This is a genomic window from Shewanella sp. Iso12 (assembly GCF_012030025.1).
Classification (GTDB): Bacteria; Pseudomonadota; Gammaproteobacteria; order Enterobacterales; family Shewanellaceae; genus Shewanella; species Shewanella algae.
Genome location: NZ_JAAUHW010000001.1, coordinates 193,365 through 213,334 on the forward strand (window position 1 = coordinate 193,365; position 19,970 = coordinate 213,334).

Annotated in this window: 13 protein-coding genes; 3 read left to right on the forward strand and 10 right to left on the reverse strand. The window is 54.4% G+C overall.

Going from position 1 to position 19,970, the window contains the following annotated elements; genetic code table 11:
• Positions 1-332 precede the first annotated feature (332 nt).
• Positions 333-1,955 (reverse strand): dipeptidase, encoded by a 1,623-nt coding sequence (locus HCX89_RS00935; protein ID WP_243880945.1) that lies wholly within the window; start codon positions 1,953-1,955, stop codon positions 333-335.
• 202 nt (positions 1,956-2,157) lie between these two features.
• On the opposite strand from HCX89_RS00935, the gene HCX89_RS00940 reads away from it, so the two are divergent.
• On the forward strand, positions 2,158-4,368 hold the full coding sequence (locus HCX89_RS00940; RefSeq protein ID WP_144132066.1) for a M3 family metallopeptidase: 2,211 nt from the start codon (positions 2,158-2,160) through the stop codon (positions 4,366-4,368).
• A 93-nt stretch (positions 4,369-4,461) separates the two neighbouring features.
• On the opposite strand, the gene HCX89_RS00945 is transcribed toward HCX89_RS00940, so the two are convergent.
• Both HCX89_RS00945 and HCX89_RS00950 read right to left on the reverse strand, forming a co-directional pair.
• The gene (locus tag HCX89_RS00945) at positions 4,462-4,878 is read right to left on the reverse strand and encodes a GFA family protein (RefSeq protein ID WP_044735771.1); all 417 of its coding nucleotides are present in this window, start codon (positions 4,876-4,878) and stop codon (positions 4,462-4,464) included.
• A gap of 64 nt (positions 4,879-4,942) precedes the next feature.
• Positions 4,943-7,108, reverse strand: a complete 2,166-nt coding sequence (locus HCX89_RS00950) for a M3 family metallopeptidase (protein ID WP_025889053.1) — start codon at positions 7,106-7,108, stop codon at positions 4,943-4,945.
• Between the two features lie 436 nt (positions 7,109-7,544).
• Between HCX89_RS00950 and HCX89_RS00955 the strand changes: the two genes are divergently transcribed.
• Complete coding sequence (locus tag HCX89_RS00955; protein WP_167714738.1) at positions 7,545-9,596, forward strand: bifunctional 2',3'-cyclic-nucleotide 2'-phosphodiesterase/3'-nucleotidase; 2,052 nt, start codon at positions 7,545-7,547, stop codon at positions 9,594-9,596.
• A gap of 160 nt (positions 9,597-9,756) precedes the next feature.
• Positions 9,757-10,377, forward strand: coding sequence for a DUF938 domain-containing protein (locus HCX89_RS00960; RefSeq protein WP_144168430.1), 621 nt, complete (start codon positions 9,757-9,759; stop codon positions 10,375-10,377).
• 157 nt (positions 10,378-10,534) lie between these two features.
• Here the strand turns inward: HCX89_RS00960 and HCX89_RS00965 are convergent, their stop codons facing one another.
• From HCX89_RS00965 to HCX89_RS00995, 7 genes are all read right to left on the reverse strand, one after another.
• Positions 10,535-11,326 (reverse strand): class I SAM-dependent methyltransferase, encoded by a 792-nt coding sequence (locus HCX89_RS00965; protein ID WP_144168431.1) that lies wholly within the window; start codon positions 11,324-11,326, stop codon positions 10,535-10,537.
• A 99-nt stretch (positions 11,327-11,425) separates the two neighbouring features.
• Positions 11,426-12,940, reverse strand: a complete 1,515-nt coding sequence (gene purF, locus HCX89_RS00970) for an amidophosphoribosyltransferase (protein ID WP_025889048.1) — start codon at positions 12,938-12,940, stop codon at positions 11,426-11,428.
• Between the two features lie 43 nt (positions 12,941-12,983).
• On the reverse strand, positions 12,984-13,472 hold the full coding sequence (locus HCX89_RS00975) for a CvpA family protein (RefSeq protein ID WP_025889046.1): 489 nt from the start codon (positions 13,470-13,472) through the stop codon (positions 12,984-12,986).
• Positions 13,473-13,579: 107 nt separating this feature from the next.
• On the reverse strand, positions 13,580-14,170 hold the full coding sequence (locus HCX89_RS00980; RefSeq protein ID WP_044734295.1) for an SPOR domain-containing protein: 591 nt from the start codon (positions 14,168-14,170) through the stop codon (positions 13,580-13,582).
• A 172-nt stretch (positions 14,171-14,342) separates the two neighbouring features.
• Positions 14,343-15,593: a bifunctional tetrahydrofolate synthase/dihydrofolate synthase gene (folC, locus tag HCX89_RS00985; protein ID WP_167715136.1), complete on the reverse strand. Its 1,251-nt coding sequence runs from the start codon at positions 15,591-15,593 to the stop codon at positions 14,343-14,345.
• Positions 15,594-15,682: 89 nt separating this feature from the next.
• Positions 15,683-16,468: a tRNA pseudouridine(38-40) synthase TruA gene (gene truA, locus HCX89_RS00990; protein ID WP_096141610.1), complete on the reverse strand. Its 786-nt coding sequence runs from the start codon at positions 16,466-16,468 to the stop codon at positions 15,683-15,685.
• 132 nt (positions 16,469-16,600) lie between these two features.
• Positions 16,601-19,822, reverse strand: a complete 3,222-nt coding sequence (locus HCX89_RS00995) for a FimV/HubP family polar landmark protein (protein ID WP_167714740.1) — start codon at positions 19,820-19,822, stop codon at positions 16,601-16,603.
• Positions 19,823-19,970: the final 148 nt, after the last annotated feature.

Sequence of the window (19,970 nt, forward strand, 5' to 3'; positions counted from 1 at the left end):
CCTTAACTTCAAATACATTTTTCAGTAGCCCACACATGAGACTTAAGATCAACATCAAAAGACCGAGTCTTCATCCCTTTAGGGAAGGTGCGAATAAGTCCTCGTGGCACTCTGGCTTACACAGCAATTGGCGTTCAAGGCATCTGACTGAAGGCATGCCGGGGCCTGTCGAAGTCGGATAACGCAGAGAGAGCCAGTTGCTGTGAAAGCCCCGAAGGGCGTGGCTTACAGGCCTGCCTGTTGTGTTGTGCTTCTTATTTGCTGCGAACCACGCCTTGCATCCAGGCCTGTAAGCCGACGCAGAGCACACATGGGGCTTGTTCGCACCTTCCTTAGATTACCGCCAACTCCACCATGGCAGCGGTATACATCTTAAGGTTCAGCTGCAACTGCTCGCGGGTGATAAACTCATGTTCACTGTGGCCTGTATACTCGACACCCGGCATGGCCGGACCAAAACTGAGGGCATTGGGAAACAGTTTACTGTTGGTGGAACCGCCAATAGCAACAGGTTTAGGGTCGGCAATACCGGTAAACTCGGCAAACACATTGAGCAGGGTTTGCAGATGCGGCGCCTTATCCATCACCTTGGGCTCGCCCCAATAGCTGCTGACATCGACCAGAGTCACGCCGTGGGATTGCTGCCAACCGGCCAGCGCCGCGGACAGCTGTTTATCCAAGGTTTCCGGGCTCTTGCCTATGGGGCGCCTTAGGTTAAGCGTAATGCTGGTACCCCCCTGCCCCCACTCCACCACAGTCGGCGCCAGCGACATAGGCCCCATAAAATCATCGCTATAGCCCAGCTCGCCAAAGCGCTCGGCATAGAGGTCCAAGCCTATCATTTCATTGATAAATGCCAAGGTTAATGCCGACTGGCTCGGCGCGAATGTCTCAGACTCCAACAGCGCAGCCAGATGAGTCACGGCATTGACACCATCTTCAGGGGTTGAGGAATGGGCCGATTTACCGTTGGCGGCGATCTCCAGGCTGTCGAAATCCAGGGTAAAATCATAGTGCACCCCCTGCTGGGACTCTGCGACGCGTTGCAAACGGCTGACCATTGCGCTGTCGGCTCCGCGGATCAGGGCCAAGGCCTGCTGGGGGATCTGACTGGCAAAGGAGCCACCGCTGAAATGCTGCAGTTGCGGTTTATCGAAATTAGGCGCCTTGACTTTGGGTTCAGGTATCGTGAGTTTTATCTGGCTCCAGCCCTTCTCGGCGGTGACTACAGGATATTCGGCGTCTATGGTGATATTCATATCGGCCGCTTGATAGTCCTTGAGAAACACTTTCAGCGGCTCCCAGTCCGACTCCTCGGCCAGATATACCATGAGTTCAATGCGGCGGTTCAGTTTTACCGACTTGTCCTTGAGCGCCTTCATGGCGTACATGGCGGTGACTATCGGCCCCTTATCATCTTCGGTGCCGCGGCCTATCAGCTTGCCCGGTTGCGATTGAGTATCCAGTTGATAGGGACTCTGGTGCCAAAGCGTTGAATTGGCCGGTTGCACATCCCCGTGGGTAATGATGCCAAGCTTATTAGCGCCGCCGCCCCTGTCTTCGCCAAGGCCTATCAAGAGCACATAACCGTGATCGGCATAATCCAGCCCCAACTGCTCAGCTTGGGCCTTGAGCGCCTGCTTGAAGCCGATGAATTCCGGATTGGTGTCGGGCGTCAACCCTGGGATAGCCTCGGTATTGAAGCGCACCAACTCGGCGAGACTCTGTTCCATCTCGCTGCCGTAGCGGTCAAGGCTGTACTGGGCCAAGGTTTTCGACAGTGGCGAGACTTTACTCAATGCAGACTCTGTACCTTGGGCAGCACTTACGCTTGAAGTCTGGCTCGAAGCCTGGCTCGAGGGCTGAGCCGTAAGGCCGCTCTCTGCGCTTACAAAAGGAGCAAACACGCACAGGGACAGCGACAGGGATAAACGGGAAAGTGTTCTTATCATCATGGCAGGGTGGCTTTTGTTATCTTTTATTTTCAATGGCCTGAGAGTGTGCCACAGATACAGTTTCGATACTGCATTCGCTAAATTTTGTTACAAACTAAACAGGACAAAATTGGCCTTTTTCAATACGGCATGTTACTAAGGACGGCTTCGGCGCGGCCCGCTGCGCCATACGGGAGATAAACACCAGCATAGAGGAATAACAATGAAGGGAATGACCCTCTCTCCAGTGGCTCTGGCCCTGGGATTGGCGCTGACACTGAGCGCCTGCGACAACCAGCCTGTATCCCAGAGCGACACATCTGCCCAAACTCAAGCGCCTGCTCTCCAGAATGGCACAGGCACAAACCCAGCCGCAGCCAAGGCCGAACAAACCCGGGACAACCCTTTCTTCCAGCCCTGGAATACTTACCTTGAAATCCCCGCCTTTGATCGCATCAAGTCCGAGCATTACCTGCCGGCCTTCAAACAAGGGATTGCCGAGCGCAAGGCAGAGATTCAGGCCATCATAGATAATCCGGCCGCCGCTGACTTTGCCAACACCATAGAAGCCATGGAGCGCAGTGGCGCCTTGCTGACCAAGGTGTCAGGGGTGTTTTATAACCTCACCAGCGCCGACACCTCCGCCGAGCTGCAGAAGATCTCCAAGGAAGTATCCCCGTTGTTGTCTTCCAGCCGCGATGATATTTACCTGAACAACGCCTTGTTTCAGCGGGTCAAGGCTGTCTATCAGCAAAAAGATCAGCTGGTACTGAACCCGGCGCAGCAGAAGCTGCTCGAAGACACCTACAAACGCTTCAGCCGCGGCGGTGCCAACCTGGATGAAGCCGGTAAGGCGGAGCTTAGAAAGCTCAATGAAGCGATTGGCAAGCTGAGCTTGGAGTTCGGCGACAATGTGCTGGCAGAAACCAACGACTTTGAACTTGTGATAGACAAGCAGGCCGATCTGGCCGGTCTGCCGCAGGATGTGATTGACGTTGCCGCCCAGGCGGCCATCAAGCGCGGCCATCCCGGCAAATGGGTATTTACCACCCAACGCCCCTCCGTCACCCCGTTTTTGACCTATGCCGATAACCGAGAGCTGAGAGAAAAACTCTACAAGGGTTATATCGAGCGCGGTAACAACGACAACGCCCACGACAACAAGAAGGTGCTGGCAGAGCTGGCGGCTCTTAGAGCCAAACGAGCCCAGCTTCTGGGCTATCCGAGCCACGCCCACTATGTGCTGGAAGAGCGTACTGCCAAGACTCCGGAAAATGTCTACGCCCTGCTGGATAAAATTTGGCCCGCCGCCCTGGCCCAGGCCGAAGCCGAAAAGGCCGAGATGCAAAAGCTTATCGACAGCGAAGGCAAGGACTTCAAACTGGCCGCCTGGGACTGGTGGTACTATGCCGACAAGATACGCGTCGCCAAGTACAGCTTTAACGAACAGCAGACCAAGCCATACTTCTCGCTGGAAAACACCCTCAAGGGCGTGTTCTACACTGCCAACCGCCTCTATGGCATCAGTGTCACCGAGCGTGACGATCTGCCCAAGTATCACCCGGATGTACGCACCTTCGAGGTGAAAGATAAAGATGGCAGCGTTATCGGTATCTTCTTTGGCGATTACTATGTGCGTGACAGCAAACGCGGCGGCGCCTGGTCCAATGCCTATCGCCGCCAGGCGGTGGTCGATGGCGTCAACGAGCAGCCCATCATAGTCAACGTACTCAATTACCCTCGCCCCAATGGCGATGAGCCGACGCTGCTGACCTTCGATGAAGCCGGTACCCTGTTCCATGAATTCGGCCATGCGCTGCACGCCTTGCTGTCCAAGGTGGAGTATCGTTCCCAGTCCGGCACTTCCGTGCCCCGCGACTATGTGGAGTTCCCGTCACAGGTGATGGAAAACTGGATGACTCAACCGGATGTGCTGGCGCATTTTGCCAAGCACTATCAAACCGGTGAGGTGATCCCCCAGAGCCTGGTAGACAAGATCCGCGCCGCCAGCAAGTTCAACCAGGGTTTCGCCACGGTGGAATACATGGCAGCCACCAAGCTGGATCTGGACTGGCACAGCAGCAGCGTCACCGAACCTCAGGATGCTGCCGCCTTCGAGCAGCAATCGCTGAGCAAGATGGGGCTGATCCCTGAGATAGCGCCGCGCTATCGCTCCACCTACTTCAGCCACATCTTCTCCGGAGGATATTCGGCCGGTTATTACTCCTATATCTGGTCCGATATTCTCGGCGCCGATGCCTTTGAGGCCTTCAAGGAAAACGGTATTTTTGACCCGGCTACCGCCAAGGCGTTCCGCAGCAACATCCTTGAGCGCGGTGGCAGTGAAGATCCTATGGCGCTTTACAAGGCGTTCCGTGGTCAGGAAGCCGCCATTGAGCCACTGCTGCGCAGTCGCGGCCTGCTGGCGGAATAAACGCTTGCCGGATTAGCAATGTCCAGCAGCGCAATCAAAAAGCCGTTCACTCAGTGAACGGCTTTTTTAGTTCTTTATCAAGGCTGGCCTTTATCAGGGCTGACCGGTGTATTGCTTGACTCCGGGCGGGATAACAAACCAGTCCTGCTTTTCACTGACCCAGGCATGGGCACTCGGCTGAATGATACGGGTATCTTCCAGGTTACTGGGCTTGAGCTTGATACTCTGCGGCTCAGCCGGGTTGTAGTGATAGATACGATTGCCGCAGCGACCACAAAACTTGGCGGCGCTGATATTGCCGCTGGCCGAACCCCGCTGCCAATGGCTCAGTTCGCCAATGAATTCTATATCTTCGGCTCTGACAATCGCCGTGATGCTGAAGGCACTGGTGGACAGCTTCTGGCATTCCTTGCAGTGGCAGGCCACCACCATCTGCGGCGGCGCCAACAAGCGATAACTGACAGCGCCGCACTGGCAACTGCCCTTGATGGGATAACGAATAGCTTCCATAGCTTTTATCATCTTATTTGAGGGATAAAAAACACCCGCCATTTGGCGGGTGTTATCAAAGGTTTCAGTCTACCAGGCCTCGGCGCTTGAGCAGCGCATCCACTGTGGGTTTCTGGCCGCGGAACTGGATGTAGTCCTGCATCAGATCCTCACTGTTCCCCTTGGAGAGAATTGCCTGACGATACTTGTCACCATTGGCTCGTTTGAGGCCACCTTCTGCCATGGTATGGGCAAAGGCGTCGGCAGCGAACACTTCGGTCCACAGGTAAGCATAATATCCGGCCGAGTAACCGCCACCGAATACATGGCTGAAATAAGTCGACTGGTAACGTGGCAACACAGGCGCGTAATCCAGGCCATGTTTGGCACGGGCCTTGGCTTCGAAGGATTTAACGTCCGCCACTTGTTCACCAGCCTTGAGTGAGTGCCACTCCATATCAAGCAGCGCTGCGGCCAGATACTCTACCGTGTCATAGCCCTGGTTGAAGGTAGCCGCTGCTCGCACTTTTTCCAGCAAGGCTTGCGGAATTGGCTCGCCGGTTTTGTAATGTTTGGCATAGTGAGCCAAAACGTCCGGATCTGTGGCCCAATCCTCGTTGGCCTGGGATGGGAACTCAACAAAGTCCCTTGGAGTAGCGGTACCAGCAAGGCTTGGGTATTTCACCTGCGAGAACAAACCGTGAATGCCGTGGCCAAATTCATGGAACATGGTAGTCACTTCATCAAAGGTCATCAGCGTAGGCTGACCTTCGGCTGGCTTGGGAATATTGAGCGCGTTGTACACCACAGGCTTGTTATCCAAAAGGAAGCTTTGGGTCACGTACTCATCCATCCAGGCGCCGCCGTTCTTGCCTACTCTGGCGTAAGGGTCCAGATAGAAGAGCCCGATGGAGCTGCCGTCTTCGTTGAATACTTCCCAGGCGCGGACATCTTCCTGCCATACCGGCAGATCCTTGCGCTCTTTCATTGTGATGCCGTAGAACTTCTGCATGGCGTAGAACATGCCGTCATTCAGCACGGTATTGAATTCGAAGTAGGGCTTGATCTGGCTCTCATCCAGATCGTATTTGGCCTTGCGAACCTGCTCGGCATAGAAGGCCCAGTCCCATGGCTGCAGCTCAAAGTCGGCACCGGAAGCCTTGATTTGCGCCTGGATATCCTTGCCTTCAGCCTTAGCCTTGGTAACGGCCTTGGGTGCCAGGTCATCCAAAATGGCAAATACCGCATCCGGATTACCGGCCATCTGATCGGCCAGTACATAGTCAGCCCAGGTTTCATAACCCAGCAGTTTGGCCTTTTCGGCGCGCAACTGTGCCTGCTTGAGTACGATAGGACCATTGCTGGCCATGGCGCGATTGGCCGAAGTCTGCCAAATTTTCTCTCTCAGGCCTCTGTCTTCCAGGCTCGACAGCAGTGGCTGGCGGGTGGTATTCACCAGGCTTATCAGGTAACCCTCTTTACCCGCTTCCTTGGCGGCGTTGGCCAGGGCGCCTATCTCATCCTCACTCAAGCCTTTGAGCTGCGCCTTATCGGTCACCAGGATCACATCATCCTTGAACGACTTGAGAATGTTTTGCGAAAACTCGGTCGACAATGTGGCCAGCTCACCGTTGAGCTCACGCATTTGGGTCTTGTCGGCTTCGCTCAATTTGGCGCCGGCACGGACGAACTGATTGTAATAGAAGTCCACCAGACGCTGATCTTGCGCGCTCAGGCTATCTTTGTGGTTGTAGACAGCTTCAACCCGGGCAAACAACTTGGGATTGAGGAAAATATTGTCGCTGTGTTCGGTAAGCTTGGGAACGATTTCCCCTTGAATGGCCTGAAACTCATCGTTGGAGATCAACCCGGCCAGATTGAAGAAGACCCTGGAAGTACGATTGAGAATGGCGCCGGTCTTTTCCATCGCCACTATGGTGTTATCAAACGAAGCGGCTTCGCTGTTGTTGATTATGCCGGCAATTTGCTGGTTGTGTTCCTTGATCCCGGCTTCAAAGGCCGGCAGATAGTCTGCGATTTTTATCTTGTCGAACTGCGGGGCATGATACTGCAGCGGACTTGGGCTGAGCAGCACATTGCTTGCTGTTTGTTCGGTGCTTTTTGCCTCTGGCATACTTTGGCTCGCTTCTTTGGCCGGGGCATTACTGACAGTTTCATTGGTTTGCTGTTCGGCACAGGCACTCAGCACCAGTGCAGCGCCTATGGCGGTGGCGATTAATGTCTTACGCATCTTGACTCCATTAACGGCAGGCTATTGCTTAGTTATGATTGAATACCCGGGACACCTGTCTCGGCGGGGCAACAGCCCTGTTGATTCCCGCCATTACCTTAACAACTCTTCCGCTATTTGGACAATGACTTAACTGTAAGAAATTCTGCCCTCCCCCATGGAGCCGACATGACTGAGCAGAAATCCAGCGTCAAAGTCGGGCCTCTTGCGGTCACTGGAACAAGTTTTGAACAACCGGGACAGTCAGCGGACATTTATTTGCCACTTGTCACAAATTGTCACCCGTTTTTAACGGCCGATGTCACATAAGTGTCGCCGCCTTTGGGTATACTGCGCCTTGGTTAACCAGATTAATCATATGATTAACAGTGATTTAACCGGATGATGGACGGGATAATCTCCCGGGGTCGATAATAAAAACCAAGAGTAGTAAACAATGCAAACTAAAACATTAGTAACACTGGCGGTTGCCGCCGCAATGGGTCTCAGTGCCTGTGGCAGTGACAACAAGGATGAGCCAACGGTGAGCGTGGATCTGCGGGTTTTGGAAACCACAGATCTGCACACCAACATCATGGATTACAACTATTACAGCGGCAAGGAAGACCCTACTATAGGTCTGGCCCGTACCGCCAGCCTGATCCATGCCGCCCGCAAAGAAGTCACCAACACAGTATTGGTCGATAACGGCGATCTGTTGCAGGGCAGCCCCATGGGCGACTATATGGCCAAGGTCGGTATCGCCGATGGCGAAGTGCACCCCGCCTACAAGGCGATGAACCTGCTCGATTATGCCGTGGGTAACATAGGCAACCACGAATTCAACTACGGCCTGGATTTCCTGGAGAAATCCCTCGCCGGCGCCCAGTTCCCCTATGTCAACGCCAACGTCTATTGTGATGCCGATGATTGCTGGAAGGGACTCAAGAAAGGTGACAACCTGTTTACCCCTTATCTCATCAAGGAAACCGAGGTTAAGGACACTGACGGCAACAGTCACAAGCTCAAGATTGGCTATATAGGATTCGTGCCTCCGCAAATTATGCTGTGGGACAAGCAGAACCTCACCGGCAAGGTACGCGCCGAGAGCATAGTGGAGAGCGCCAAGAAATTTGTGCCGCAAATGAAGGCTGAAGGCGCCGATATCATTATCGCCATTCCGCACTCAGGCATTGGCTCCACCGAAAACCCAGGCGATCCTGCTGCCGAAAATGCCACCTATGCCCTCACCTATGTCGACGGCATTGATGCCATCATGTTCGGCCACAGCCACTCCATCTTCCCCGATGCCCGCTATGCCGACTTGCCCAACACAGATGTGGAAAAAGGCCTGCTTAACGGTGTCCCCGCCGTGATGCCGGGTCGCTGGGGCGACAACATGGGCCTGGTCGACTTCAAACTGCAACGTAAAGACGGCAAGTGGACTGTGCTCTCGGCCCGCACTGAGGCCCGCCCTATCTATGACGGTGCCAACAAGACACCTCTGGTGGAAGCCGATAAGGACATTCACGATGCGGTTGAGCTGGAACACCAGGGCACCATCGCCTTTGTCGAGCAGCCAATCGGGGTAGCTGCCGCCGACATGTTCAGCTTCCTGACGCTGGTGCAGGACGACCCGACTGTGCAGATTGTCTCCGACGCCCAGATAGCCAACGTCAAGGCCAAGCTGCCGGAAGCACTCAAGTCATTGCCTGTGCTCTCTGCAGCCGCGCCGTTCAAGGCCGGTGGCCGCCATAGCACCACCAGTGATGCCGATCAGTATGTAATGGTGGACAAAGGGCCGCTGACCTTCAAGAACGCCGCCGATCTCTACCTCTACCCCAACACTATGGTAGCGGTTAAGCTAAACGGCGCCGAGCTGAAAGACTGGCTCGAGTGTTCAGCCAACCAGTTCAACCAGATAGATCCTGCCAGCACTGAGCCGCAGGAGCTGGTGAACTATAACCACCCCACCTATAACTTTGATGTTATCGATGGCGTGACCTACAAGATAGACGTGACACAGCCGAGCAAATTCGACCGGGATTGTGCTCTGGTCAATGCCGATGCCTCGCGAATTGTGGATCTGGCCTTCACCGACAGCGAAGGCACTGTCTATACAGGTGAAAACCTGGCGGCCAAGGAATTTATCGTCGCCTCCAACAACTACCGCGCCTTTGGCGGAAAGTTTGCCGGCACCGGCAGCGAGCACGTGGTACTGGAACTGCCGGACACCAACCGTGAAGCTCTGGCGGCTTACATCACAGAGCAGTCCAAATACAATCCTGAAACCGACAAGTATGACGCCATGGTCAACCCCACTGCCGACTATAACTGGGACTTCAAGAGTATAGATACGGCTGTTGCCCTGGATATCCGCTTTGCGACTCAGGACAGTGACAAGGCCGCCAACTTCATCCAGGCCAACCAGCAAAGGACCATGACCAAGCTGAGTACCGATGAGCTGGGCTTTGCCGTCTACCGCATAGATCTCAAGCCTGCCCAATAAGACTGTCGATTGAGACTGAAAACGACCCAAGCGCCCTCAGGGGCGCTTTTTTATGCTTCTTCTTGCCATAATTTAAACCTCTGGCAATGTTATAAAGTAAGTACAATAAAACACCAGACTCACTCAGCCGTCACGACGGCAAGATTGCAGGAAATCTTTTATGTCTTCGATACCCGCGCCCTTCTCCCAAGCCTGTGAAAACAACCGCGAGCCGATACTCAAAATACTCAAACAGGCATTCTCAGGCTGCCGCAGGGTATTGGAGATAGGCAGTGGAACCGGTCAGCACTCTGTCTACTTTGCCCCGCAGTTGCCGCATCTGGTGTGGCAATGCAGCGATCAACCCCAGTATCTGGATGGGATCCGCGCCTGGCATGCCAAACTCCCGGCGAGTAACCTGGCCGAGGTAATCACTCTGGAGGTGTGCTCACCCTGGCCGCAGGCGGCAACTGAGCCGGCGCCGGATGCCATCTATAGCGCCAATACTGCGCATATCATGAGCCAGCCCATGGTGGAGGCGATGTTTACCGGCATAGGCAAAGTATTGCAAAGCGGCGGCCGTTTCTGCCTCTATGGCCCCTTCAACTACCGAGGCGATTACAGCAGTAACTCCAACCGGGTGTTCGATGCCATGTTACGGCAGCGCGATCCACAAAGCGGCATTCGCGATCAGGAGTGGATCCTGATGCTGGCCGCAGCCCAGGGGCTTGAGCTTTGTCAAGATCATGCCATGCCCGCCAATAACCGCCTGCTGGAGTTTGTTCGCAAAACGGCTCGCTAACTGAGAAAAAGTCATGCGAAAAAATCACGAGAAAAAGCCACAAGAAAAGTCACGAGCCAACAGTCGTGATAAAAAGCAGTGAACAAAAAGTAGTGAACAAAATAAGCGTTTTACCTGAAAAGCTCAGGCGCTATCAGCCTCTGAAGCGCCTTTGTTTTTACACGGCTTTGGCGTAGAGAAACAGATCTGTGGCCTTGACCTCGCCCTGCTCCAGATAGGGTTTACGCAGGCTGTCGATGAGCTCAAACCCGGCCGCGGCCAACTCACTGACGAAAAACACTTCGGGATAATAGTGGATAAATACTCTGTCTCCTGCGCTGGAGCTTTGATAGCCGGACGCTTGATAGTCATCCTCCATGGAGGCCAGATACAGGAGCCCGCCGTCATTCAGTAGCACACGGCAGTCTTGCAGTAAGGCAATCACATCCTGACGTTCAAGATAAGGCGTAATGAAGAGCAGAAGTATTGCATCAAAACCCTCTGGCGTGTCTAAGCCATCAAGGGCATTAAAGTCATCAAGGGTATTAGAGCCATCAGAAACCCCAAGACTTAGGGGCGTAGCTGCACTTTCAGGCACATCTAAGGTTGCGATAGCCTGCACGGCATCAGCTTCAAGCAGCGACGAAAGACAACCAAGCTCGCGGCTATCCAGCCGATAAAAACGTCCCTCGGGTAACAATTCACTGGCAAGTGCCACCATGGCCGGCGCCGCATCTATACCCACTATCTCGAGCTCAGGCACCCTTTTTGCCAACATGCCGCTGACATGCCCTGGGCCACAACCGATATCCAGTAACCGCAGGCGCCGTCCGGCACAGGCCTGATACTGCTTCAGCAAGGAGGCAAATCGGTTATGGGCCGAGTCATAACAATCGTTGCCGGCAAACTTATCCCGATAGGGAAGCGCCATTTTGTCAAAGGTTGCTACGGTTTCCCGGTACTTATCCATTGTGCTTCTCTCCCTGCACCATCAAGAGTCGAGGCTCAGCATACTGACTGGCACAGAAAAAAGCCAACCTCAAGGGTTGGCTTTATCAGAGAGTACTTATCAAGGATGGCAGACGTTATGCAGCTCCAGGTTGGTACCTATATCCTTGTTGCGGTTGGCCTTGGCATCGTCGTTACGCAGCTGGGTAAGATGATCCAGATAGGCCTGATCCACATCCTTGGTGATGTAGTGGCCGTCAAACACTGAGGTTTCGAAGCGCTTGATATCCGGGTTTTCCATTCGCACCGCTTCCACCAGGTCGCTCAGATCCTGGAAGATAATGCCATCTGCGCCAATGAGACGGGCGATTTCATCGGCATCACGGCCATGGGCAATCAGCTCATTGGAGGTTGGCATGTCTATACCGTAGACGTTGGGGAAGCGGATCTCGGGCGCGGCCGAGGCGAAATACACCTTCTTGGCGCCAGCTTCACGGGCCATCTCAATGATCTGCTCTGAAGTGGTACCACGCACTATGGAGTCGTCCACCAGCAGGACATTCTTGTCCTTGAACTCGGCGTTGATGGCATTGAGCTTGCGTCTAACCGACTTCTTGCGCTCCTGCTGCCCCGGCATGATAAAGGTACGGCCGATGTAGCGGTTCTTCACGAATCCCTGACGGTAAGGCAGATCCATGCCACGGGCAATTTCCAGAGCAATATCACAGGAGGTTTCCGGAATAGGGATCACCACATCGATATCATGGTCATACCATTCCTTGCGGATCTTCTCACCCAGCTTGGCGCCCATGTTGACCCGGCTGGCATAGACTGACACCTTGTCTATGGTGGAGTCCGGACGGGCAAAGTAAACGAATTCGAAGATACAGGGGGCATAGCTTGGCGCTTCGGCGCACTGACGGGTAAACAGCTCACCTTCTGTGGTGATATACACGGCTTCGCCGGGAGCCACATCGCGCATCACTTCAAAACCAACGGCATCCAGTGCCACGCTCTCTGAGGCCACCATATACTCGGTACCAGAGGCTGTCTCGTGCTTGCCGAGCACCAGAGGGCGAATACCAAAAGGATCGCGAAATGCCACCAGGCCCTGACCGATAATCATGGCCACCACGGCGTAGGCACCGCGGGTATCGGCGTGCACCCGGGAGACGGCATCGAACACTTCATCCGGGCTCAAGGTCAGGCTGTCGGTCTTGTCCAGCTCATCGGCCAACAGGTTGAGCAGCACTTCAGAGTCGGACGTGGTGTTCACATGGCGGCGCTTGTTGCGCAGCCCTTCGGCCAGTTGCACTGTATTGGTCAGGTTGCCGTTGTGCGCCAGAGAGATCCCGAAAGGAGAGTTCACATAAAACGGTTGGGCTTCAGAGGCACTGGAGCTGCCGGCCGTGGGATAACGCACATGGCCCAAGCCTGCGTTGCCCTGCAGCCGCTGCATATGCTTGGGTTCAAATACGTCCTTGACCAGACCATTGGCCTTACGCAGGCGAAAGGCATTCTGATCGATAGTCACTATGCCTGCAGCATCCTGGCCACGGTGTTGAAGCACTGTCAGTGCATCATAGATGGTCTGATTGACCGCCGAGCGGCCAACGATTCCGACGATACCACACATGGGTAAGCTTCCTCATTGTAAGATGTTCTGATAATTGTATTTTTTATATTTTGGGTACAAAGCTTGAGGTATTTTCCAGGTAGTCAAAAAACCACTGGATAACCACCCCGAATTCGGGCACCAGTTGCGAACCCTGCCACCAATCGGTTTTGGGCGCGCCGGTAAAGGCATCCATAAAAAAGAGTATGGCACTGACTATCAATGCGCCGCGCAGCGCACCGAAACACAGGCCAAGAATTCTGTCCGTTCCCGAGAGTCCTGTCTTGGAGACCAACTGGCCTATCAAATAGTTCACCAAGGCCCCCACTATCAGGGTGACAATAAACAAGATGGCAATGGCGACCCCGTTTCGCAGCACCTCATCATTGATTTGAGTGATATGAACGGCAAGGTCCTGATAAAACTGGCTGGCGATGAAAAAGGCGGCGAACCAAACCACCAGCGACATGGCTTCTTTGGCAAAACCACGGATCAGACTGATAAGGGTCGATAATCCGATAACTATGATGATGGCGTAATCTATCCAAACCATGGGTAGAAGTATCCGGTGAAGATTTAAGTCGGCGGGATTCTACCAGAGAAGGCAAGCATTCTCACCCCCGGGGCGTAAATAATTGCTTGCCGACTCAGGGCAAACTGTCATCTTTCCTGTGGGTTATAGCGAACCACTTTACCCTTGAGTTTGGTCAACTCTTCAACCTTCTTCTGTTGCTGTTTGATGCGATCACTGGAGACATCCGGACCGACAAACACCCGGGTCAACTTTCCGTCCACAGGCTTGTCCGGCAAGGTATAGGCGCTGAATCCGGCCTTGCGCAATTTGGCTACCAGGGCTTTAACATTGGCCGCGTTACTGAAGGCGCCGAGCTGTAAAGTCCAGGCTGCATCACTGGGTTTGGCCTTGGGTTCAGGAGTCTTTTTGACCTCCTGTGGCTTGGATTGGGCGGTGTTGGAAACACTGTTTTCGGTAGCTTTCACCTCGGGAGCGGGTTCGACTTCAACCTGAGGCTCGTCTGTTTCCTGTGCCAAGTCCAGAGTCTCGGCGACATCCAGGGTTTCAAACTCTCCCGGCTCCGCCAATTGCGATTCGGTATCCGGCCGCAGCGGAATTTCAGTGAACTGCTCTTGCTGGCGCTCTTTCTTGCCATCGAGAATGTCAGGTAAAAAGATCACCCCCAAGGCGACCAATACTACGGTACCTACCAGACGGTTATGAAACTGAGTCGACAAAATATCTTCCTTCCAGTCAATAAGGGATAGTGCGAATAAGTCCTCGTGGCCTTCTCTTTTGTAGAGAGTGGCTTGCACAGCAATTGGCGTTCAAGGCATCTGACTAAAGGCATGCCGGGTCCTGCCTGAGTCAGATAACGCAGAGCACACATGGGACTTGTTCGCACCTTCCTTAGATAAGCGCTTTAAAGCCCGAAACAGTGTAAAAGGAGCCAAAGACAATTACCACATCTTCGGCGCCGAGTTTGGGTTTGAGGTATTGCCAGCAATCCGGCATCTGTTCAAATTCCCGGGCGTCACAGCCATCCGGCAGGGCTTTTCGCAAACGGCCGGCATCGGCACCACGCTCATTATGCAGCGTCACCAACAACCAGCTGTCTATGCTAGGCGCCAGCGCCTGCATCACGCCCTCGATATCCTTGTCCTTGAGCATACCGCAAACGCCATAGACTCGCCCCTTGGCCTGCAGTTCATCCAGCCTTTGCGCCAGATAGCGGGCCGCGTGGGGATTGTGCGCCACATCCAAAATAATCAGCGGCGCCTCACTGATATGCTCCATTCTGCCGCTGAGCCTGGCACTGGCGAGCCCTGAGCGAATCGCCGCTTCGGAGAGTTCAGGCCAGAGTTGTTCCAGCGCAGCCAAGCTGGTGGCGGCATTGGGCAGAGGTAATTGCGGCTTGGGTAAGTCTACAAACTGCCAGTGCTCACCGCAAAAATCCCAGCCTGTGCGGGTTTGCTTGTAGGAAAATGCCTGCCCTACCGCCTTGAGTAAGGCGCCCTTTTCATTGGCAACCTCAACTACGCTGGCAGGCATCTCGGCATCGCCCACTATCGCCGGGCGGTTCTTACGGAAGATGCCGGCTTTCTCACGGCCAACCAACTCCCGGGTGTCACCAAGATACGCCTGATGATCAAGATCTATGGCGGTTACCACACTGACATCGGCATCTATGATATTGGTGGCATCCAGCCTGCCTCCCAGGCCCACTTCCAGAATAACCAGATCCAGCCTGGCCTGCTTGAACAGCAGTAACCCGGCCAGCGTGGCATATTCAAAGAAGGTCAGCGAGGTGTCGCCCCTGGCCGCTTCTATGGTTTCAAAGGCCGAGATAAAGTCGCTATCCGGTGCATCGACGTCGTCTATTCGCACCCGCTCATTGTAATTGATGATATGGGGCGAGCTGTAAACCCCGATCCGATAACCCGCCGCGCGCATGATCTGCTCCAGCATACGGCAGGTGCTGCCCTTGCCATTGGTACCGGCAACTGTGATCACCTTGGTGCTGCCCAGTGACAGCACCCCGAGCCTGGCCGCAACTTGGGTGACCCGCTCGAGCCCCATATCGATTTCGGTCGGATGAATGGCCAGCAGGTAGTCCAGCCAAACAGACAAAGGAGCGTTGGCTCCCGGTAGCGGATGCAGATGAGCGGATGATTGCGACATTTGATTCTTCCCTTAAATCTTGATGTTGCCGCAAGCAAAAGCGTGGCGGCAACAGCATGCTAACGGTTTCAGTCCGGCATAAACAGTGGGCCCATAGCCAGCTTGGGCAGTTGATATTGCTCAGGATAACTGACATGCACCAGATAGAGGCCATTGGGTTTGGCCGTGGGGGCAGCCTTGGTTCTGTCTTTGAGCTCCAGCAACTGTCCCAGCCAATCCAGCGGCTGATTGCCAAGCCCCACTTCCAGCAGCGAGCCGACAATATTGCGCACCATGTGATGCAAAAAGGCATTGGCTTCGATATCCACTATCACATACATGCCCTGGCGGGTCACACTGACCCTGTGCACATTGCGAAACGGGGTGCGCGACTGGCATTGGATCGCCCTGAAACTGGTGAAGTCGCGCTCGCCCAGCAGATACTGGGCCGCCTGATGCATCTTCTGCTCGTTTAGGTCACCGTGATAATGGCTGACGCCACCACGCAAAATGCCGGGACGGAAATTGTGGTTGTAGATGATATAGCGGTAGCGGCGAGCGGTTGCCGAAAAGCGGGCATGAAAACTGTCGTCTACCTCTTTGGCCCAGCGCACCGCGATATTATCCGGCAGATTGGCATTGACGCCCAGGGTCCAGGCGCCTTCTTTACGCACGGCAGAAGTATCAAAATGCACCACTTGCCCGGTGGCGTGTACCCCGGCATCGGTGCGACCGGCGCATTGCAGTGCTATCGGCTCATTGGCGACCAGGGATAAGGCCCGCTCCAACTGCCCCTGAACTGAATCCACTTCGGCCTGGCGCTGCCAACCATAATAGCCGCTGCCGTCATATTCGATACCCAACGCGATACGCATCTGTTTCTCCCCTGATCTCAAGGCGGCGAATTCTACCACAGAGCGGGCATTCGCCTCCAAGAAAAAGCCCGGACAATAAACGGACTGCATAAAAAACGGCGCTCCAGGCGCCGTTTGAGTATTGATTGAGCTCTAGCCCAAGGTTTTTATCAGGGCTGCAGCTTCCTCTTGCTGGCGGGCGTTGCCGTCCAGCTCCACCTCTTTAAGCAATGCCTTGGCGCTGTCTTTGTCATCGATTTCGATATAGGCCCGCGCCAAGTCCAGCTTGGCATTGACAGAGTTTTCCTCATCATCGACATCGACCATAGCGGCGGCGCCAACGAGGGAGTCGAGCTCCCCCATATCCACATCCAGCTCCTTGTAGGGGTCGGTATCACTGTTGCCTTCATCGGCTTCACTGAGCAGGCGCTCAATATCGATAAAACCGTTTTCCTTCTGGAAGGCGCTGAGATCGTGCTCAGGTACCATGCTGGAAGCCACCTTGCCTTTTTCTTTGGCATCGAGGGCCGCAAGCGCTTCATCCACTGTCAGTTTATGGTCTTCGAGATCCAGCGAGTCATCATCATCCAGTTCGAGGCTGAACTCCTCATCCGCCTCGGCTTCCTTGGCAACGTTTTCAGAAAAAGCGGCCAACAGGTCATCGTCGCTCAGGCTCTTGTCACTGTCGTCAGTATCCTGGGCCAGGTCAATATCCAGGGCCTGCTCGGTATCTGTTACGCTGTCTTCAACATCAGCAGCCTGTTTCTGATTAGAGAGTTCCTCTTGAGCCAAGAGCTCTTCTATGGCTGAAGGCTCTTGCTCTTCTTGCGCTGAAGGCTCTTTTGGCGCTGAAGGCTCTTCCTCAACCAAGGGCTCTTTGGGTGCGGAGGGCTCCCACTCAAGAATATGGGGATCATGGCTCTTGCTGCCGGCCTTAAGATCGTCGAAGAAGCCGGAATCCTTGTCGCTGCGTTGAGCGCTTTGTGGCGCGCTGTCGGTATCCCTGCTCTCATCGGCTAAAGTATCGGTTTCATCGGACTTTTTAGGCTCATCCAAGTCCTCAACCTGCGACAAGCCTGCCAGCATGGCATCCAATTCGGCATCGCTGCGCTCAGTGGCATCACCCGACTCAACCTCTGAGCTATCTTCCTCGTCAGTCTCAGCTATCGCCTCATCAACGTTATCTATCGCAATTACGTCATCCGCAAGCCCAGCCAACAAGGCGTCCAGATCTTCACTCTCTTCCCCAGCTTGAACCTTCTCTGCTTCCGCTTGAGTCTCGACAGCATCGCCCAAGTCATCGAAGCCTGCCAGCAAGGCATCTATGTCTGCCTCTGTATCGCTGGAGTCTATGACAACATTGTCATCTTCAAGCTCTGCGGCGATAGCGTCACTTAAGTCTTCCGTTTCAGTGCTCTCTGCTGCCGGCGAGTCGAATCCAGCCAACAAGGCATCAATGTCTGCTTCTTCGCCCAGCTCGGTATCAGCTGAGTCATCCTCATCCAGCTCGGCAGCAATGGCAGCGCTAAGATCTTCCTCTGCTTCAGTCTTACTATCGTCTTCAACTTGAGTACCGGCTTCAATTTGAGGTTCTGTGTTTTCATTGACGTCAAACCCGGCCAGCAGCGCATCGAGATCGGCTTCCTGTGTCTCATCCAGAGTCTCTTCAGCCGGTTCATCTTCGGCCAATTCGGCAGCGATAGCGGCACTGAGATCTTCATCCTCATCAATGACTACAGAGCTGTCATCGGCCTGGCTCTCCAGATCCAAACTCTGCAGCTCTGTATCCAATTCAGGCTCGGAATTCTGCTCTTTGGGTTCGAGATTGAGATTCTGTTCAAGCTCGGCTTCAAAGCTCTGGTCGAAAGCGGCCGTCACATCTTCGGGTAAGGTTTCACTGAGCTCAGGCTCTGATGCTGGAACACTTTCGGCCTGCAACTCTTCAGGAATGGTTTCCTGTTTATCGGTATCGTCCAATCCGGCCAGCAGTGAGTCCAAGTCTTCCTCTGCGGGTTCTTCCTGCTCACCCGACTCCTGCTCGCCCATGGCTTCGGCCCAGAGATCATCGAGGGACTGGCCTTCATCTTCGGCCTCTTGGGTGTCATCCCCCTCTCCCGAGTCGATGAACATCTCCTGCGCCATGTCCATCTGCTCGTTGTCACTCTCAACTTCCGGCTCAGGCTGCAGCGCTGAGCTGTCGACATCCAGCAGTGAATCAATGGAATCGTCCGGATCATCATCCAGATGCACCGCCAATTCATCGTCGGCATTGGCCATCTCGGCTGTGGCCGCGCCGGCGACAGCCGCGGCAGCCATTGGAGCCGCTTCGGTCTGTGGTGCTTGGGCATCACTCTGTTTACGTCTGCGGCGCAGCATGCTCCATAGCAATAACAACAGCAGTACCGCGGGTATGGCCGCGGCCAGGGCCAGTAACAACGGGTTGTCCATCAGGCTGCGCCAGAGGTCGTCCGGCTCATTAGCCGTAGTGCTGGCAGCTTGAAGTTGCTGCTTGAGTTCAGCATTTTCGGCTTTGAGTTGCTGCTCCTGCTTTTTGCTGGCCTGCAGCGATTCTTCCAACACAGACAGACGCTGATTCAGTTCATCGATTTGCGCTTGCAGCCCTTGGTTATCGGTATTGGCCACTGTGAGCATGTCCTGCGCGCGTCCCAGTTCATCGGTCAGGCTCAGATTGCGGCTCTGCAGCGCTTCAATGCTGTTGTCGTCGGCCGTTTCCGGAGTTGCTTCCGTGGCTGCTTTTTCGGTTGTGGTGGCTGGCGATTTGTCTGCAGCCACTTGAGTTGGCTCAGTCGATGGCTCACTGACTTTCGGCTGCGCGCTGTTTTCCTTGGCACTTGTAGCTACCTTGGATGGCTGCGCCGCCGTTGGAGTTTGGGTGGCCGACGTTGGCTCTTTTGCGGCTTGGCTTTCACGCTCGGGGGCTTTGGCAGTTTCAATTTTGCCATCATCTGCTTTTAGCGGCTTACCGGAAGACCAGCTCTTGTCGTCCTGCTCGGCACGGGCTCTGGCCATACTCTGGGGAATAGCCTGCATCACCTCTTTGGAAGGGATCAGCAGTATCATGCCCCGTTCCAGGCTGTTGTAATTATTGGAGGTGAAGGCGTGCGGGTTGGCCTCAAATATAGCGGCCATGACCTGATAGATGCTAACACTGGAATCCGGTCTGACTTTCTGGGCAATGCTCCAGAAGGTGTCTGATGGCGTAGTCGGACCATACTGGCGTACCTGTTGGCGCACCTGACCATCAGGACCGGTAATTTTCAGGCCTTCTGCATGGGCGGGTTCAATGAGAGTACCTTGGTTCAGGGCAAAAAAAGCGGCCATCAGGCCAACAAGATATGAAGTGCGAAAGTTCATCCATTCTTCCCTTTCAAGCGCTGGTTTCGCCAACTGACGACTGGCTTTAGGCATTTGTATTTATTGAGATTACTATAAACCAGAAATGTCCGCCCTGCTACTGTTCACATTTGCAAAACAAAAAAAGCCTGCTGCTTGCAGGCTTTTT

Bases quoted from the DNA above. Each gene is read 5' to 3' on its own strand.
- HCX89_RS00950 (WP_025889053.1), bottom strand. From the start codon at position 7,108: ATGCGTAAGACATTAATCGCCACCGCCATAGGCGCTGCACTGGTGCTG.
- HCX89_RS00960 (WP_144168430.1), top strand. From the start codon at position 9,757: ATGTCTTCGATACCCGCGCCCTTCTCCCAAGCCTGTGAAAACAACCGC.
- HCX89_RS00945 (WP_044735771.1), bottom strand. From the start codon at position 4,878: ATGGAAGCTATTCGTTATCCCATCAAGGGCAGTTGCCAGTGCGGCGCT.
- HCX89_RS00975 (WP_025889046.1), bottom strand. From the start codon at position 13,472: ATGGTTTGGATAGATTACGCCATCATCATAGTTATCGGATTATCGACC.
- HCX89_RS00940 (WP_144132066.1), top strand. From the start codon at position 2,158: ATGAAGGGAATGACCCTCTCTCCAGTGGCTCTGGCCCTGGGATTGGCG.
- purF (WP_025889048.1), bottom strand. From the start codon at position 12,940: ATGTGTGGTATCGTCGGAATCGTTGGCCGCTCGGCGGTCAATCAGACC.
- truA (WP_096141610.1), bottom strand. From the start codon at position 16,468: ATGCGTATCGCGTTGGGTATCGAATATGACGGCAGCGGCTATTATGGT.
- HCX89_RS00995 (WP_167714740.1), bottom strand. From the start codon at position 19,822: ATGAACTTTCGCACTTCATATCTTGTTGGCCTGATGGCCGCTTTTTTT.
- HCX89_RS00935 (WP_243880945.1), bottom strand. From the start codon at position 1,955: ATGATGATAAGAACACTTTCCCGTTTATCCCTGTCGCTGTCCCTGTGC.
- HCX89_RS00955 (WP_167714738.1), top strand. From the start codon at position 7,545: ATGCAAACTAAAACATTAGTAACACTGGCGGTTGCCGCCGCAATGGGT.
- HCX89_RS00965 (WP_144168431.1), bottom strand. From the start codon at position 11,326: ATGGATAAGTACCGGGAAACCGTAGCAACCTTTGACAAAATGGCGCTT.